This is a genomic window from Sinimarinibacterium thermocellulolyticum (assembly GCF_040327995.1).
GTDB classification, from domain to species: Bacteria; Pseudomonadota; Gammaproteobacteria; order Nevskiales; family Nevskiaceae; genus Solimonas; species Solimonas thermocellulolyticum.
In genome coordinates this window covers 67,122-83,582 of sequence record NZ_JBEPIJ010000014.1, presented here as the reverse complement: position 1 = coordinate 83,582, position 16,461 = coordinate 67,122, and the positions used below count along the sequence as shown (strand labels likewise).

Below are 16,461 nucleotides of genomic sequence, written 5' to 3'. Positions count from 1 at the left end.
CGGCTCCGGAATCCACGTGTCGATCGCGTCGTACAGCTCTTCGAGCTTGGCCACCCACTCCGGCTCGCCAGCAATCGCCTTGGTCGCCGAACCGCGGATCACCGGCGTGTTGTCACCGTCAAATCCGTACTTGTTCAGCAAATCCCGGACTTCCATCTCGACCAGGTCCAGCAGCTCCGCGTCTTCCACCAGGTCGCACTTGTTCAGCCACACCACAATCTTCGGCACGTTCACCTGCTTGGCCAGCAGCACGTGCTCGCGCGTCTGCGGCATCGGCCCGTCCACCGCCGACACCACCAGAATCGCACCGTCCATCTGCGCCGCACCCGTGATCATGTTCTTCACGAAGTCCGCGTGCCCAGGACAGTCCACGTGCGCGTAGTGACGGTTCGCCGTCTCGTACTCCACGTGCGAGGTCGCAATCGTCAGAATCTTCGTCGCGTCACGACGACCCTGCGACTCCGACGCCTTCGCCACCTGATCGTACGGCACGTACGTCCCACCGTACTTGTCTGCCGACACCTTCGTCAGCGCCGCCGTCGTCGTCGTCTTGCCGTGATCCACGTGTCCAATCGTCCCCACGTTCACGTGCGGCTTCTTGCGCTCAAACTTTTCCTTAGACATGTTTACGGCTCCAATCTTCTTGGGTCACGTGGCCTGAACAATGGTGCCCACGATCGGAATCGAACCGATGACCTCACCCTTACCAAGGGTGTGCTCTACCGACTGAGCTACGTGGGCCTCAACGAACCGCCTCACCATCAACGTCTGGAGCGGGTGAAGGGAATCGAACCCTCGTCGTAAGCTTGGAAGGCTTCTGCTCTACCATTGAGCTACACCCGCTTCACGCCGCAACAGCAATACCACATTCGACGGCGCGAGCAAGGAAAACGGCCTTGAGCCCCGTCACGAGTCCAGCGGACCTGCGGCGAGCCTCGACCTCGTCCGCGATGCCGCCGAACCCGCCCTCTCGGCAGCCGCGGATCACGCACCGCCACACCGCCCGAGAACACCCTTACGATCTCGCTACCGCACTTCAATGACTGGTGGAGGGAGGTGGATTCGAACCACCGTAGGCGTAAAGCCAGCAGATTTACAGTCTGCCCTCGTTGGCCACTTGAGTATCCCTCCGCCGGGCCTGCCGAGGCGCGTACGCCCCGAAAGGGCCGCGTATTGTGGTCGGGTCCACCGGGGGCGTCAAGACAAACCTGCTCGGCGGCATCAGCCGCTGCGGGGCTTGGCGCGCCGGGTCGGCACGGCGGCGAGCGGATCCTCCGGCCACGGATGCTTGGGATAGCGGCCACGCAGATCCTTGCGCACGTCCGCATAGCCGCACCGCCAGAATCCGGCGAGATCCTGCGTGACCGCCACCGGCCGCTGCGCCGGCGACAGCAGATGCAGCACCACCGGCATGCGCCTCTCGTTCACCGTCGGTGTCTGCGCACAGCCGAACATCTCCTGCAGCTTGACGGCGAGCACCGGCGGCTCGGGCGGCCGGTAGTCCAGGCGGATGCGCGAGCCGGTGGGCACCGCGAGGTGCGTCGGCGCCAGCCGGTCGAGCCGCTGCTGCTGCCCGTCATCGAGTTGCTGGCGCAGGATCGTCGCCAGATCGAGCCGCGACAGATGATCGCGCCGGGTGATGCCGTCCAGATGCGGCAACAGCCATTCGTCGAGCCGCGCCAGCAGGGCGTCGTCGCCCAGATCGGGCCAGTCCTCGTCGGCCCGCCAGGCGCGCAGTGACATCACCCGCGCCTGTATCTGGCGCGCCGCCTCGGTCCACGGCAGCGCATCGAGGCCGAGCGAGCGTACGCCCTCACACATCGCCGCGGCGACCGCCGCGCCGGCAGGCGCCGCCAGCGGCTTGCGCTCCACGATCAGCGCGCCGAGCCGTGACTGCCGTTCGGCGACGACGGCCTGGGCGCGCGCATCCCAGTGCACACGTGGTTCGATCCGCGGCGGGTGATCGTCCAGGAGCTGGGCGACGTCCGGCACCGCCGCAAAGCGGATGCGGCGCGCCGATGTGCCGCCATCGACGCTCCAGTGCGCGATCGCCAGCCACTCGCTGGCCGCCAGCGCATCGGACGGCGCCAGCGTGGCCTCGCCGCCGTCCGCGCACTGATAGGCCAGCTCGCCGTGCCCGCGCACGCCGGGTCGGCGCCGCGCGATGCGTTCCGGATACGCCCAGGCGACGATGCGCGCGACCTCGGCCGCCGACAGGCGATCGGCCGATACCGCGGCGATCGCATCGATGCCGAGCAGCCGCTGCATCTGCCGCACCGCCTCGCGCACACGCCGCAGCGCCGCCGGCTCGCCGCGCTCGCGCAGATGCTGCTCGACGGCATCGGCCAGATCGAGGCTGCCGGCCTCACGTTCGTCGAGCACTGCGGCGACCCAGCAGGCCAGCGCGCCGAGGCCGTGCGCGTGCGCGCCGAGCAGCATCTGCGCACGCCGCGGCAGCGCCGGCAGCCGCAAGAGTGCGCGGCCGTGTGCGGTGATGCGGGCCTCGCCGTCGATGGCGCCGAGTTCGCGCAGCAACTCGCACGCATAACGCCAGGACGTCTGCGGCGGCGCATCGAGCAGGGCGAGCGTCGCCGGATCGCGCACGCCCCAGGCCGCGAGTTCGAGCGCAAAGCGGGTCAGGTCGGCAACGAGAATCTCCGGGGTGTCATGCGCGGGCAACCGCGCCTGCTGCTCGCGGCTCCACAGCCGGTAGCAGACGCCGGGGCCCAGACGCCCGGCGCGGCCGGCGCGCTGATCGGCGGACGCGCGCGAGACCCGTTCGGTATCGAGGCGGTTGGCACCCGCGCCCAGATCGAAGCGCGCGACGCGCACCAGGCCGCCGTCGACCACGGTGCGCACCCCGTCGACGGTCAGACTGGTCTGCGCGATGTTGGTCGCCAGAATCACCTTGCGCCGGCCGTGGGGGTCGGCGGCGAGCGCCGCGTCCTGCTCGCGCGGGCCGAGTTCGCCGTACAGCGGATACAGACCGATGCGATCGGTGAGTTTCTCGCTCAATAGACGCTGCGCGCCGCGAATCTCGCGGGCACCCGGCAGAAAGGCGAGCACGTCGCCCGTCGTCTCGTGCAAGGCCGTGTACACCGCCTGCGCCACCGCGCCGGCGTGATCGAGATCCGCCCGCGGCGGCGCGTAGCGCAGCTCGACCTCGAACGGGCGCCCGCCGCTCTCGACTACCGGCGCGTCACCGAGCAACCCTGAAACGCGGGCAACGTCCAGCGTCGCCGACATCACCAAGATGCGCAGCTCCGGCCGCAGGTTCGCGCGCACATCCAGCGCCAGCGCCAGCGCAAGATCAGCGTCCAGCGAGCGCTCGTGGAACTCGTCGAAGATCAGCAGGCCAACGCCCGGCAGCTCCGGATCGGCCTGCAGGCGCCGCGCGAGCAGGCCCTCGGTCACGACCTCGATGCGCGTGCGCGCCGACACCTTGCGCTCGAAGCGCACCTGATAGCCGACGGTTTCGCCCACCGCCTCGCCGCAGAGGCTCGCCATGCGCGCGGCGGCCGCGCGCGCCGCGACGCGCCGCGGCTCGAGCATGACGATGCGCTGCCCGGCCAGCCAAGCTTCATCGAGCAGTGCCAGCGGGATCACCGTGGTCTTGCCCGAACCCGGCGGCGCGGACAGCACGGCACAGCCCTGCGCCAGCGCCGTGCGCAGGCGCGGCACCGCTTCAACAACAGGCAGGTCGGGGAGTCGGCGGTTCATGGCTTGCGCGGTCGCGGGTGTAGGCGAGCGCGACCTGCCGGGCATGCGACAAGAACCTGCGGCGATATCCGCGTCGCCGATCGCAGCTTCGGTGGCGCGCCGTCAGAAGCCCGAAGCAGGCACTTCGGTCGAAATGATACGCGGCTGATCGACGCTGACGGCGTTCATCGTCACCGTTGCCGAACCGATCCGGATGCCGAGTGCCTGCAGCAGCGGGTCGATGATGGCATCGGCGATGCCGCCGACGCCGTTGAGCAGCGTACCGAGCAGGGTGACGACCGGGTTGAGTACGACATCGAGGATGGAGTCGACCGGGATCGACAGCGTGCAGTTGCCAAGCACGCGCAGCAGGCAGATGCTGCTGCCGCTCGCGTGGCCGGGCGCCGTCGCCGTGATCTGCAGAGAACTGAACAACGTTGACAGCGTTCCGGACAGCAGGCCGGTCGTGCCAACTGTCTGCGGGTTCAGCGCAGTTTCGGGCGCGGTGTCGGCGATCCAGTAGGGACGCTCCCCTGCAGGCTGATCAGCCTTGGTGAACGCATCGATGGTCTGGAGTGGGACCGGCGTCTGGCTCCCTGCCATCGTCTCGACCGGAGACTGCAGGAACAGATTCACGTTGATCTCGGCGAGCAAGCCGCCAAGAATCCTGATCGTCACCCCCAACAATTGCGACACGCCATCGCTGATGGACGGCGCGTTTGCCGCCGCACCGTCAAAGGTGCCGAGCTTGATTGTCGCCACCGCAGCTCTGGCGCTGAGGTCTGCTTTCAGCGACGGGTCGGCAAAGCGTGGACACTGGATACGGTCGAGCCAGGCGCTGGCCTCGGCCACATTGACGTCGACGCCGAGTTTGATCGGCGGCGCGATGACCTGCCCCAGCAAGCCCCCCAGCGTCAGCAGGTTGAGTGCTTGGGTGATCGAGTTCAGCGCATCGACCTGCAGCCTGACGAGCAGGCGGATCTGTGCCGTGTGCGCCTCGGCAACGCCGGCGCGCTGCATGCCACTGAACTGTGGCGGCTTCAGTATCTGCACGAAGGTGTGCACAGAGGCCAGACCCGGCAGGCTCAGCGCGAGCGGCAGGGCAATCGGCGCGACCGCGCCGCTGTCATCCGCGTTCGCCGCGGCGCCGAGCGCGATCAAAAGGTCGAGCAGATTGACGAAGGGTGCCGTCGCCGCGGTGTCGTCGACTGCGCCGAGCAAGGATGCCAGCGGCACCGGCAGATCGTTGCCGCCGGCGGCGATCGCAGCGAGATCGCCGAGCAAGCCGGTCACCGCGCCGCTCGCGGTGCCCGACAGCGCGCCGGCTAGGCCGTCGATCATGTCGGACAGCAGGGGCGTCTGCGCGCCAAGCGTCACCGGATCGGACAAGTCCTTGGCTTCGAGGCCCAACGCGGTCGCGATGTGCTCAAGGCTTACAGCCACTCCGAGTAAGCCTTCGTAGGTCACCGCGTCAATAGAGACGGTACCGCCGAGCAGTTCACTGAGCAGCGAATTCAGTAGTGCGGACTGCGAGGTATTGATGCGCAACAAACCGCTGCCCAGATAGAAGCTCCCTACCGCCGACTGCTGCGCGGTGGCCGAGGCGACCATGAGTTGGCCGTCGTTGGCTGCGAACAGCGGCAAGATCGGGGTCGGAAACGGCCGCTGTAACGTCACCCGCACCGCATCGGGCGGCTGGTCCATGGCATTGATGAGATGGCGTCGGCCTTGCGCGTCGGTCTGGATCACGCCCACATCGATGCCCCGCGGCGTGCCTTCGGCATCGACGCGCCGGCCGACGGTGCCGCTGACACCGGCCTCGGCGAGGATCTGGTCGACCAGGGTTTCGACCTCGCCCCTGAGCGCCACCGGATCGTTGTTGACCGGCGTATCGGCGTCGATCGAGCAGCCGCTGACCAGGCGCGAAGCATCGAGCGCGGCCAGCACCGCCTGCTTCTGCAGTTCGCGCTTGGCGACGTACATGCGGCCGACGTCGATCGCCAGCATGGTGGCGGTGAGCATCGCGACGAGCGCGATCGCGGCGAACACGGCGACGGCGCCGCGTTGCCGGTGCAATCCCTTGCCGAGTCTGCGCTGCGCCATGGTCTTTGCCTGCTCCAACCTGCAGGAAGCTTCGCAGGCGGCCCAACCGGGCGTAACGTGCGCCCGCCCAGCGGCGCGCGGCGTCCGACGGACTGCCGGCGCCCGACCGCTCGTCGCCGATCAGCGGTCTTCGGCGAGTACGCGCAGGCCTTCGAGCACCAGATCGGGGCGGTGTTCCCAGTCGCCGGACAGGTGCGGCAGCAGCACGCCGGCGTCGCCGCCGGTGATGAGTTGCCGCGCCGGGGCGTCCACGGCCGCGACGGCGCGGTCGATGGCGCCAAGACAGGCGAGCATGGCGCCTTGGCTGACACAGGATTCGGTGTCGCTGCCCAATCCGGCGTGATACGCCGCACCGCGCGCGCGCGTCGCAAAGCGCGTCTGGTCGAGCAGCGCGCGCTGCTGGGTCGACAGGCCGGCGGCGATGATGCCGCCCAGATGGCGGCCGTCGCCGTCGAAGGCGTCGACGGTCAGTGCGGTGCCGGCGTCGACGATGCAGGTCGCGGTGCGCTGCTCGCTCCAGGCGGCGAGCATCACCAGCCAGCGATCGACGCCCAGGCGCGCGGGGTCTTTGTAGCCGTTGCGCAGGCCGCGCCATCGATCACGGCTGCGCGCAAAGTGCGGATCGCAGCCGTAGCGCGCGCGCACCACGGCGGCCAGACGCGCCTCGTGTTCGGCGCCGGTGACGTGGGCGATCCAGACCTCATGCGGCGGCAGCAACGGGCAGCCCGGCAGCGCCGCCGCCGGATCGCCCGCGTGCGCGATGGCCCCGCGCTCGCCGAGGTCGCCGCCGGCCTGCCAGGCCCATTTCAGGCGCGAGTTGCCGATGTCCAGCAGCAGCCGACGCGCGCTCATCGCGCCAGTCTCAGGCTGACTTCGCCGGAATGCAGGCGATGGCGCGTGCCGGCGGCATCGACCAGCAGCGCGCCGTCGTCGTCGACGCCGCGGGCGATACCGTCGATCCGCCGCTCGCCGAGCTGGACCTGCACCGGGCGCTCGTAGCTCACGTCCAGTGCCGGCCAGTGCGCGGCGTGCCCGGCGAAGCCGGTGCGCGGATAGGCGGCGAGCGTGGTCGTCAGGGCATCGAGCAGATCGGCCGCGAGTGCGTTGCGCGCGACCGGCGCCGCGAGCAGCTCGGTGAGGTTGATCCACGGCTGCGTCACCTCGCTGGCGTGTTCCGGGCGCAGTCCGAGATTGAGGCCGACGCCGACGATCACGCGGCAGCCGCCGCCCTCGCCGCGGTGTTCGATGAGGATGCCGGCGAGCTTGCGCCCGTCGGCCACCAGGTCGTTGGGCCACTTGACGCGTACCGCGGCGGCGCCGAGCGCGTGCAGACGGCGCGCGAGCACCACGCCGACCGCCAGCGGCAGGGCGCTGAGCTGCGCCGGGACCGCATCGAAAGACCATGCCACGGAGAACGCGAGCTGGGCCGCGAACGGCGTGACCCAGCCGCGCCCGCGCCGTCCGCGGCCGGCGGTCTGGTACTCCGCGAACAGCGCCTGCGGATCGTCGTTGGCATCGGCCGCGAGCAACTGCGCGTTGGTCGAGTCGGTGACGGCGACGACGCGCACGCGCAGGCGCTCGCCCAGCGCCGCCTGCAGCCGCGCCGCGTCGAGGCGCTCGATCGGCGCGGCCAGCCGATAGCCGAGGCCATGGCGCGCCTCGACCGCGAGCTGCCAGTCCTTGAGCCGCTCGATGCGCTTGGCCAGTGCCGCGCGGCTGATGCCGCAAGCGGCGGCGAGCCGTTCGCCGGAATGCCAGTCGCCGTCGGCGAGCCGGTCCACCAGCGCGAGCAACTCGGCCTCGCTCAGCGATTGCGCCATCGCCGCAGCACCATGGCCTTCTCGAAGCGGTGCTCGCGGCCGGCGGCGAGGCGCTTGAGGTTGTCGCGATGCGTCCAGACGATCAGCACCACCATCGCCAGCGTGAACGCGCCGGCATCGGAGAACAGACCCGGGGCGCTCAGGCAGGTGACGTAGAACAGCGCGAGCAGCGCCGCCACCATCGTCGCCAGACTGACGTAGCCGGTGAGCATCACCACCAGCGCGAAGCCGGCGAGCATCCACGGCAGTGCCGCACCCATCAGCGCCCCGAACGCGCCGGCCAGCGTCGCCACGCCCTTGCCGCCGCGAAAGCCCGCGGTCGGCGGGTAGCAATGTCCCAGGGCCACGGCGACCCCGCACAGGTAGGCCTGCTGCGCGCGCGCCAGCAGCGGCTCGCCCAGCGTCGGCAAGGCCGGGATCAGCACACAGGCGACGACGCCCTTGATCACGTCGATCGCGAGCACCGCGAGCGCAAAGCCCGCGCCCTGCGTGCGCAGCGCATTGGTCGCGCCGAGGTTGCCGCTGCCCTGCGTGCGCAGATCGACGCCGCCGCGCAGGCGGCCGACGATCTGTCCGCCCATGACGGAACCGACGAGGTAGGCCAACAGCGTCTGCAGCAGCGTGTCGATCATGCGCCGATCCAGGCGAGGCGCCGTGCCCGCGTCGCGGCATCGGCATCGGTGAGGCTCAAGGTCCAGGTGTCCAGCGGCGGCGGCGACGGCGTCAGCGTCAGCGCGATCAACAGCTCGTCGCGGAACACGTGCAGGGCATACGGCACATCGGGCTCGCAGCCGGCCAGCAGTTCGTGCCAGCGGGCGGCGCTCACGCGCTGACCATCCAGGGCGACGAGCTGGTCCCCCGGGTGTACACCGGCGCGTGCCGCCGGGCTGCCGCTGAGCACGTGGGCCACGCGCGCTTCGCCGGCGCGCAGGGTCAGTCCGGCCCAGGCACGCACCGCACTGCCGCTCGCGCGGCCACCGCCGTCGTGGGCTCCGTAGGCGGCGCGGCGCTCGGCCTTGACGCCGAAATCGGCGAGCAGCTCGGCCAGCGGCAGCGGCTCGGTCGAACGCAGCGCTAGGTCGAAGAAGTGCCCGAGGTCCGCCGCCGAGAGTTCCTGCGCCAGCGCTTCGAGTCCGCCCTCGGGCACCGGCACGCCGTCGCGACCCCAACGCTGCCAAGCCGCGCGCATCAGCGCGTCGAGGCTGCTGCCGCCGTCGCGGCGTAGCAGCAGGTCCAGGCACAGCGCGACCAGGGCGCCCTTGGCGTAGTAGCTGACCGTCGCGTTGGGCGTGTTCTCGTCGGGCTGGTAGTACTTGATCCAGGCTTCGAAGCTGGCGTCGGCCAGCGTCTGCACGCGCGCGCCGGGTGCGCGCTCGACGCGGGTCGCGTTCTCGGCGACGAGGTCGAGCCAGGTCGAGGCATCGATGATGCCGGCGCGCAGCAGCAGCAGATCGTCGTAGTAGGAGGTGATACCCTCGTAGTGCCACAGATCGCGGGTGTAGGCCTCGGCGCCCAGATCGGACTCGGCGAGACGCTGCGCGCGGATGCGCTTGACGTTCCACAGATGGAAGTACTCGTGGCTGCACAGGCCGAGAAAGCCGCGGTAGTCCTTGCTCGGCTTTTCATCGCCGACCCGTGGCAGATCCTTGCGCGAGCAGATCAAGGCGGTGGAGCTGCGATGCTCCAGTCCGCCGTAACCGTTGCCGACCACATTGGTCAGGAACAGGTAGCGCTCCAGCGGCGGTTCGCCGCCGAACAGCGCGCGCGCCGCCGTGCAGATGCGCGTCAGATCGTGTGCCAGGCGCGCATGGTCGGGATCGCAGCGACCGGCGAGCACCAGCGCGTGCGGGATGCCGTCGACCTCGAAATCGATCCGGCGAAACTCGCCCAACTCGACCGGATGGTCGATCAGCGCCTCGTAGTCGTCGGCGCGGTAGCGGCCGAAGCCGTCGGCGTCGACCTGCACCGTGGGGAGCGTCGTCGCCACGCGCCAGTTGCGGCAGGCGGGGTCTTCGGGCCGCAACAGGTCGACCTCGAACGCGGTGTTTTCGCAACCGGCCGGGCAGTAGAACAGCGAACTGCCGTTGAAGAAGCCGCGCGACAGATCGAGCCAGGCCTTGCGCACCGAAGCGTCGAAGGCAAACACGCGGTAGCGCAGTTCGAGCGCGCCCGCCACCGGCGCGCAGCGCAGGCTGCGCTTGTCGAGGCGCTCGAGCGCCACCGGGGCACCGCCACTGATCGCCGACACGTCGACGACGTGCTTGGCGAAATCGCGCACCAGGTAGCTGCCGCGCAGCCACGACGGCAGGCGGAAGATCTGCCCCTGCGGATCCGGGCGTTCGACGCAACAGACGACCTCGAACAGATGCTCGCGCGGCTGCGCGATGCGCACGGTGTAGCGCACGGGGCACTCGGGCGCGCGGCTGTGGGCGCTCATCGGGCTCAGGACCGGGACGGGGCGCGCATTATGCCGGGGACCGCCGGATTCAGATCGAGCCGAACACCTGGCGCATCCGTTCGGTGCCGCGCGCGCGGGCATCGCGGCGGATGCGGGCCTCCTCGGCCGCCATCAGAAAGAACACGCCGTCGATGGTCTTCTGTGTGATGTAGGCGTCGAGGTCGAGGTGGCGCAGTCCCGAGTCGCGCAGCAGCACACCGTAGTCCGCGAGCAGATCCTTGTAGCGCTGGGTCACGCCGATGCGCGTGGTCGTCGCCTGCACGTAGGGCAAGAGCCGCGCGGTCAGTGCCGCCGCACTGCGCTCGCGCAGCAGCCGGGTCGCCGCGTCGCCACCGCCGTCGAGGACCGCGCGCGCATCGTCCAGCGTCAGCTCGCGGATCGCGCCGATGAACAGCTCGGCGGCGTAGGGCACCGATTGCTCCGCGGCGGTATTCAGCGCGCGGTGGAACGCATCGACCTTCGCGCCCATGCCGAGCTTGCGCATCGCCTCGGCCGGCCGCGCCAGCGCCTCCGGCACCGGCACGCGCACCGCGGCATTGCTCCAGAAGCCGTTGACCCGGCCGAGCTGGCCGACGGCGAGGCTGGCGCCTTGGATCAACGCATCGCGCACCGCCTCGTCGACCGCACCCGGCGGCAGCGGCGCCGGTACCGGGGTTTGCGCAGGTGGCACGACGGCACAGCCCGCCGCCGCCAAACTGAGCACCACCGCCACCACGATTCGGATCATCGCGCGCACTCCGCAGCGAAACCGGCAACGCCCGTCCTGGCCTTCAGGGGGACGCCAGGAAGATGGGGTTGCCCAGCGTGGTCCGCGAGGCCTCGTCGCCGGTCTCGATGCGCCACATGGTACCGAGCCGGCCTTCGCTGCGCAGGTGGCGGGCGATGTCGCGCACCTCGGTGTACGGGTCGGCGTCGATCACGCTCGTCGCCACCAGGCTGCCGTTGCGATACCAGTACAGGCGCTGCCCCTGCGCGCCGCGCACGACGACCTCGGCACGCGCAACGGCGTTCTCGCCGACGCGCAGGGTGTCGCCGAAGATCGCGTGCTGGCCGTCGTCCGTGCGCGCGCGGAATTCGAGTTCCGGGCTGGCGGCGACGCCGCGCGTGCGCACATAGGCGTGGCCGGCGCGGATCGCCGCCGTCAGCGCCGGCCGCGACAGCGCCTGGGCATAGACCGCGGTCACCGACGAGCCGTAACCGCGGCGGCGGCGCTCGGCGTCGTCGGGCTCCGTGCCCTTGGAATCGGAGCCGGAAACCCCGGTGATGCGATGCCCCTGCGCGAGCTTCTCCTCCCACAGGCGGATCGCGGTACGCATGAAAGGATTCTCGATGCGCACGCCGGGGATCGGGATGCCCAGATCGCCCGCTGTCGCCAGCACCGGGCCGTTGAGGATCTCGATCGTGTCGACCCGATCCCAGTCGATGTCGTCACCGAGCGTGAACGCGCAGCCGCGGCAGAAGTTCTCGAACAGCAGGCCCGGAAAGCTGGTCGGGTGATTGACTTGGAACAGTGCGCCGTCGGCTGCCGCCACGCGCTGGATCTCGCCCAGATGTACGTCCTCGAAGCCGTGCCGGTATTCGATGGTCGACGGTGTTTCGCCGTGGGTGTTGGCGTGGCCGAAGTAGGTGATGATCTCGCGCCCGGGCCAGATGACGAGATCCGGGTTCGCGCGCTGCAGCGCGCCGAGCCTGCGCCAGTGCTCGCCGGTGACGTACTCGGTGACCATCACGAAGTCGAGCCGAGCGGCGCGCGCCTGCTCGATGAACTCGGCCCAGTCCGGCGCGTTCGCGTTGGAGTGGTAGGCGTGCATGTGGAAGTCGCCGTGATACCAGCCGGGCTGGTCACGCGCGACGTGGCGCGGATCGACCGGATCGTTTGCGGGCGCCGCGCCCGACGCCGCCTTGCAGTCGATCCACAGCTCCCAGTCGGCGCCCTGCGGCGACACCGCGGCGATGCCCAGCTCGGCATGCCAGACGCCCGGTTCGATCGCGCCCGGCACGTAGCCGCGCTCGGCCTGTGCCGCCTCGACGAACACCGGCGCCTGATCCAGGTCGATGCGACCCTGGCGCGATCCCGACCAGCCGCGGAAGCCCGCCGGCGTGCGGTAACCGTCGGCGTCCCACAAGCCCAGATCGAGCGTCGTCGCCGTCAGCGGCGTGGCGGGCAGGCCGCCCGACTCCGACCAGCCGTAGGCCAGCTCGATGCGGCCGGTGCCGGGCGCGACGCCGAACGGCTGCAGCCGGTAGGTCTTGGCATCGGCGGCGGTGACGCGGCCGCTCAAGCGCAGCGGCTCGGCGTCGGGCGCACACAGCGGCACGCCGTCCGGCAGCGGCGCCGTCGAATCGCTGCCACAGGCGGCCACACCGAGAACCAGCAGGGGGATGAGCCAGCGCATACGGGCAGTGTAGGCCAGCCTGCCGCCGCGCGGATGACAGCCGCAGCGCCGGCTTGGGTATGCTTGGCCGATGAACCACCCGCCGCCACGCCTGTCGCTACGCGCGCACCTGTTCCGCTGGGCCGCGCGTCATCTGATCGCGCCTGCGCTCGATACGCGGCGCCCGGTCGCCGTCCGGCGCGCCGCGCTGGAGCGCGCTGCGCGCTGGTCGCGCCTGCCGCTGCCGCCATGCACGCGCATCGAGCCGGCGACCTTTCGCGGCGTACCCGGCGACTGGGTGCGCAATACGCGCCAGAGCCCGCGGCGCACGCTGCTGTACCTGCACGGCGGCGGCTATCAGGTGGGTTCGCCGCGCATCTACCGCGAGTTCGCGGCCCAGCTCGCGCGCCGCTGGCAGGCGCAGGTCGCGCTGATCGACTACCGGCTCGCGCCTGAGCACCCCTTCCCCGCCGCCACCGACGATGCCTTCGCCGCCTACCGGTCGCTGCTCGAACAGGGTGTCGATCCGAAAACCCTCATCATCGCCGGCGACTCCGCCGGCGGCGGCCTGACCATGGCCTGCGCGCTCGCCGCGCGCGACGCCGGCCTGCCGCTGCCGGCGGCGCTGGTGGTGTTCTCGCCGTGGGTCGACCTGACCGTGAGCGGTGAAACCGCGCAGACGCGCGAACGCGACGACATGCTCGTCACCGAATTCATCCGCGCCGCCGCTGCGGACTATCTGGCCGGCGCATCGCCGCGCACGCCGCTGGCCTCGCCGCTGCATGCCGACCTGCACGGCCTGCCGCCGACGCTGATCCAGGCGACCGACAACGAGATCCTGTGCGACGACGCACGCCGGCTCGCCGACGCCCTGCGCGCATCCGGCGTCGACGCGCAGTTGCAGCTCGCACCGCGGCTGTTCCACGTCTGGCAGTTGTTCTGCGGCAAGCTGCCCGAGGCCGATGCGGCGATCGCGCAGGCGGCGCGCTTCATCGACGCACACGTACCGGCGTGAATCCGCGCACGCCATGAGCTTCAGCCGCTGGCGCGACACCGGCGCGCACTTTCACTTCAACGGCCACGACATCTTCTACCAGCGCCACGGCGCGGGCGAGACGGCGCTCTTGCTGATCCACGGCTTTCCGACCGCGTCCTGGGACTTCGAGCCGGTGTGGAACGGGCTGTGCGAACGCTTCGAGCACGTGCTCGCCCCGGACCTGCTCGGCTTCGGCTTCTCGGCCAAGCCCAAACGGCATCGCTACTCGCTGCTCGAACAGGCCGACCTGTGCGAGCAGCTCCTCGCCCGCTACGAGGTGCGGCGCGTGCACGTGCTCGCCCACGACTACGGCGTGAGCGTGGCGCAGGAGCTGCTCGCGCGCCAGCTCGAACGGCCCGAGCGCGAGGCCACGATCCTGTCGACCGTGCTGCTCAACGGCGGCCTGTTCCCGGAAACGCATCGCCCGACCGGCGCACAGAAGCTCTTGAAAAGCCCGCTCGGTCCGCTGCTCGCCGCGCTGATGAACGAGCGCGCCTTCGGCCGCGCCTTCAGCCGGGTCTTCGGGCCGCGGACACGGCCGACGCCGATCGAGCTGCACGACTTTTGGCGACTGATCACCTTCAACGACGGCCAGCGCGTGATCCCGCGACTGCTGCGCTACATCGACGAGCGCCGCGCGCAGCGCAGCCGCTGGGTCGGCGCGCTGACCCACACGACCGTGCCGTTGCGCCTGATCAACGGCGCCGAGGACCCGGTTTCCGGCGCACACATGGCGCGGCGCTATGCCGAGCTGGTGCCGGACGCCGACATCGTCTCGCTCGAGGGCATCGGCCACTACCCGCAGTTCGAGGCGCCGGACCGCGTGCTGCGGGCCGTGCTCGATTTCCACCGGCGCCGTGTGACATCGGCCCCGAGCGGCGCCTGAGCACACCGGCAGGCGCACTGCCACGGGCGTTGCCGATGGTCGATACCATGTTCAGCCGGGGCTAAGGGCGTCATCCTAGGCTGACGCCATTACCGATCCGGTGGATTCCGACATGCGTCACCAAACGATCCAGCACCCCTTGCGCCGCGCGCTCGCCATCGCCGCCCTCGCCGCGGGGCTTGGCGCCTGCGCGCCGGACGCGGCGCAGGACGCCGCGGCCGAGCCCTCGCCCGAGGCCACCGCGAGCCCGAGCGCCGAGCCCACACCCACGCCCACCCCGCTGCCGACGCAGGCGGCCGCGCCCAAGCCGCGTCCGGCAACACCGCCGCCGCGCCCGACGGTCTGTGCCGACTGCGGTACCGTGGTCGCGATCACGCCGGTCAAGATCAAGGGCGAAGGCAGCGGCGCCGGTGCGGTCGCCGGCGCGGTGGCCGGCGGCGTCGCCGGACACCAGTTCGGCAGCGGCCGCGGCAACGACGCGGCGACTGCGGCCGGTGCGATCCTCGGCGCCATCGCCGGTCACGAGATCGAGAAGCGCGCGCGCTCGACCACCGTCTACGACGTGACCGTGGGCATGGAAACCGGCGGCCAGCGCGTGGTGCGCGTGATGGACGCCTCTAGCCTGAGCATCGGCACGCCGGTGATCGTCGAAGGCAACAACCTGCGCCTGCGCTGAAGGCCAGTCTGTGGCCGCAGCCGACCCCGCGCCCACCGGGCGCGGGGTTTTTCGTTGATGACGCACTACACTAGCGCCCCTTTTTCTCTACGGAGCGCCCCATGTCGCACGCGATCAAGGTCCTGGTCATCGGCGCCGGCGGCCGCGAGCATGCGCTGGCGTGGAAGCTGGCGCAGTCGCCGCGCGTGGCCGAGGTGCTGGTCGCACCGGGCAATGCCGGCACTGCGCGCGAGGCGCGCTGCCGCAACGTCGCGGTGCAGGCCGAGGACATCGACGGCCTGGTCGCGCTGGCCCGGCGCGAGCAGATCGGTTTCACCGTCGTCGGTCCCGAGGCGCCGCTGGCGCTCGGCGTCGTCGATGCCTTCGAGGCCGCCGGTCTGCGTATCTTCGGGCCGCGCCGCGCGGCCGCGCAGCTCGAAGCCTCGAAGGCCTTCACCAAGGCCTTTCTCGAACGCCACCGCATCCCCACCGCGCAATACCGCGTGTTCAACGAGCTCGACCCGGCCCTGGACTACATCGCCGAGCGCGGCGCGCCGATCGTGGTCAAGGCCGACGGTCTTGCCGCCGGCAAGGGCGTGGTCGTGGCGCAGACCGTCGACGAGGCGCAGACCGCGGTGCGCGATATGCTCGGCGGCACCATGCTCGGCCAGGCCGGTGCGCGCGTCGTCGTCGAGGACTTCCTGGAGGGCGAGGAAGCCAGCTTCATCGTCGTCGCCAGCGGCGCCGGCGCCAAACCGCAGTACGTGGCGCTGGCCACCAGCCAGGATCACAAGCGCATCGGCGACGGCGACACCGGGCCGAACACCGGCGGCATGGGCGCCTATTCGCCGGCGCCGGTGGTCACGCCCGAGATTCACGCCCGCATCTGCCGCGAGGTGATCGAGCCGACGCTCAGGGGCATGGCCGCCGAAGGCGCGCCCTTCACCGGCTTTCTCTACGCCGGCCTGATGATCGACGCCCGCGGCGAGCCGCGCGTGCTCGAATTCAACGTGCGCATGGGTGATCCGGAAACCCAGCCGATCCTGTTCCGCCTCGACTCGGACCTGCTCGAGCTGCTCGAAGCCGCGGTCGACGGCCGCCTCGACGCCGTGCAGCCACGCTGGTCGCAGCAGCCCGCGCTCGGCGTGGTCATGGCCGCCGGCGGCTATCCGGGCACGCCGCGCAAGGGCGATGCGATCCGCGGCCTCGACGCCGACCTGGGCGCCGCCAAGGTATTTCACGCCGGCACCGCCGAGCGCGACGGCCAGATCGTCACCAGCGGCGGCCGCGTGCTGTGCGTGGTCGCGCGCGGCGACACCGTGCGCGCGGCGCAGCAGGCCGCCTATGCGGCGGTCCGGCGGATCCGCTGGGACGGTGTGCAGTACCGCAGCGACATCGGCCACCGCGCGATCGCGCGCGAGGATTGACG

Annotated in this window: 13 protein-coding genes and 3 tRNA genes; 4 read left to right on the top strand and 12 right to left on the bottom strand. The window is 70.7% G+C overall.

All coding sequences use genetic code 11. The features are described from left to right. From ABSH63_RS12380 to ABSH63_RS12325, 12 genes are all read right to left on the bottom strand, one after another. Window positions 1-624, bottom strand: a 624-nt coding sequence (locus ABSH63_RS12380; RefSeq protein WP_352890172.1) for a GTP-binding protein, incomplete at its 3' end; no start/stop codon positions are given. A gap of 41 nt (window positions 625-665) precedes the next feature. Further along, window positions 666-741, bottom strand: a tRNA-Thr gene (locus ABSH63_RS12375). Window positions 742-769: 28 nt separating this feature from the next. Then, window positions 770-843: transfer RNA gene (locus ABSH63_RS12370), tRNA-Gly, on the bottom strand. A gap of 201 nt (window positions 844-1,044) precedes the next feature. After that, window positions 1,045-1,131: transfer RNA gene (locus tag ABSH63_RS12365), tRNA-Tyr, on the bottom strand. 90 nt (window positions 1,132-1,221) lie between these two features. Further along, window positions 1,222-3,720 carry an ATP-dependent helicase HrpB gene (gene hrpB / locus ABSH63_RS12360; protein ID WP_352890171.1) on the bottom strand — a complete coding sequence of 833 codons (2,499 nt, stop codon included), beginning with the start codon at window positions 3,718-3,720 and terminating at the stop codon, window positions 1,222-1,224. Window positions 3,721-3,822: 102 nt separating this feature from the next. Then, on the bottom strand, window positions 3,823-5,802 hold the full coding sequence (locus ABSH63_RS12355; protein ID WP_352890170.1) for a pilus assembly protein TadG-related protein: 1,980 nt from the start codon (window positions 5,800-5,802) through the stop codon (window positions 3,823-3,825). Between the two features lie 120 nt (window positions 5,803-5,922). Next, window positions 5,923-6,654, bottom strand: coding sequence for a type III pantothenate kinase (locus tag ABSH63_RS12350; protein WP_352890169.1), 732 nt, complete (start codon window positions 6,652-6,654; stop codon window positions 5,923-5,925). Continuing rightward, the gene (locus tag ABSH63_RS12345; RefSeq protein WP_352890168.1) at window positions 6,651-7,622 is read right to left on the bottom strand and encodes a biotin--[acetyl-CoA-carboxylase] ligase; all 972 of its coding nucleotides are present in this window, start codon (window positions 7,620-7,622) and stop codon (window positions 6,651-6,653) included. The genes ABSH63_RS12350 and ABSH63_RS12345 overlap by 4 nt, the downstream gene beginning before the upstream one ends. Next, a complete protein-coding gene (gene plsY / locus ABSH63_RS12340) occupies window positions 7,607-8,254 on the bottom strand; it encodes a glycerol-3-phosphate 1-O-acyltransferase PlsY (protein ID WP_352890167.1) in 648 nt (215 codons plus the stop codon). Before plsY ends, ABSH63_RS12345 begins: the two co-directional genes overlap by 16 nt. Further along, window positions 8,251-10,059 (bottom strand): M61 family metallopeptidase, encoded by a 1,809-nt coding sequence (locus tag ABSH63_RS12335; protein WP_352890166.1) that lies wholly within the window; start codon window positions 10,057-10,059, stop codon window positions 8,251-8,253. Before ABSH63_RS12335 ends, plsY begins: the two co-directional genes overlap by 4 nt. 49 nt (window positions 10,060-10,108) lie before the next feature. Further along, entirely contained in the window at window positions 10,109-10,807 is a 699-nt protein-coding gene (locus ABSH63_RS12330) for a DUF4197 domain-containing protein (protein WP_352890165.1), read from the bottom strand. Between the two features lie 43 nt (window positions 10,808-10,850). Then, entirely contained in the window at window positions 10,851-12,476 is a 1,626-nt protein-coding gene (locus tag ABSH63_RS12325; protein ID WP_352890164.1) for a CehA/McbA family metallohydrolase, read from the bottom strand. Between the two features lie 70 nt (window positions 12,477-12,546). Here ABSH63_RS12325 and ABSH63_RS12320 point away from each other — a divergent pair, with 70 nt between their 5' ends. The 4 genes from ABSH63_RS12320 (at window position 12,547) to purD (ending at window position 16,459) form a co-directional block, all read left to right on the top strand. Continuing rightward, window positions 12,547-13,470: an alpha/beta hydrolase gene (locus ABSH63_RS12320; RefSeq protein WP_352890162.1), complete on the top strand. Its 924-nt coding sequence runs from the start codon at window positions 12,547-12,549 to the stop codon at window positions 13,468-13,470. A 13-nt stretch (window positions 13,471-13,483) separates the two neighbouring features. Then, entirely contained in the window at window positions 13,484-14,377 is an 894-nt protein-coding gene (locus tag ABSH63_RS12315) for an alpha/beta fold hydrolase (protein ID WP_352890160.1), read from the top strand. A gap of 112 nt (window positions 14,378-14,489) precedes the next feature. Continuing rightward, window positions 14,490-15,053 (top strand): glycine zipper 2TM domain-containing protein, encoded by a 564-nt coding sequence (locus ABSH63_RS12310; RefSeq protein WP_352890158.1) that lies wholly within the window; start codon window positions 14,490-14,492, stop codon window positions 15,051-15,053. Window positions 15,054-15,166: 113 nt separating this feature from the next. Further along, a complete protein-coding gene (gene purD / locus ABSH63_RS12305) occupies window positions 15,167-16,459 on the top strand; it encodes a phosphoribosylamine--glycine ligase (protein WP_352890177.1) in 1,293 nt (430 codons plus the stop codon). The last annotated feature ends 2 nt before the right edge of the window (window positions 16,460-16,461 follow it).

Bases quoted from the DNA above. Each gene is read 5' to 3' on its own strand.
- hrpB (WP_352890171.1), bottom strand. From the start codon at position 3,720: ATGAACCGCCGACTCCCCGACCTGCCTGTTGTTGAAGCGGTGCCGCGC.
- ABSH63_RS12355 (WP_352890170.1), bottom strand. From the start codon at position 5,802: ATGGCGCAGCGCAGACTCGGCAAGGGATTGCACCGGCAACGCGGCGCC.
- ABSH63_RS12350 (WP_352890169.1), bottom strand. From the start codon at position 6,654: ATGAGCGCGCGTCGGCTGCTGCTGGACATCGGCAACTCGCGCCTGAAA.
- ABSH63_RS12345 (WP_352890168.1), bottom strand. From the start codon at position 7,622: ATGGCGCAATCGCTGAGCGAGGCCGAGTTGCTCGCGCTGGTGGACCGG.
- plsY (WP_352890167.1), bottom strand. From the start codon at position 8,254: ATGATCGACACGCTGCTGCAGACGCTGTTGGCCTACCTCGTCGGTTCC.
- ABSH63_RS12335 (WP_352890166.1), bottom strand. From the start codon at position 10,059: ATGAGCGCCCACAGCCGCGCGCCCGAGTGCCCCGTGCGCTACACCGTG.
- ABSH63_RS12330 (WP_352890165.1), bottom strand. From the start codon at position 10,807: ATGATCCGAATCGTGGTGGCGGTGGTGCTCAGTTTGGCGGCGGCGGGC.
- ABSH63_RS12325 (WP_352890164.1), bottom strand. From the start codon at position 12,476: ATGCGCTGGCTCATCCCCCTGCTGGTTCTCGGTGTGGCCGCCTGTGGC.
- ABSH63_RS12320 (WP_352890162.1), top strand. From the start codon at position 12,547: ATGAACCACCCGCCGCCACGCCTGTCGCTACGCGCGCACCTGTTCCGC.
- ABSH63_RS12315 (WP_352890160.1), top strand. From the start codon at position 13,484: ATGAGCTTCAGCCGCTGGCGCGACACCGGCGCGCACTTTCACTTCAAC.
- ABSH63_RS12310 (WP_352890158.1), top strand. From the start codon at position 14,490: ATGCGTCACCAAACGATCCAGCACCCCTTGCGCCGCGCGCTCGCCATC.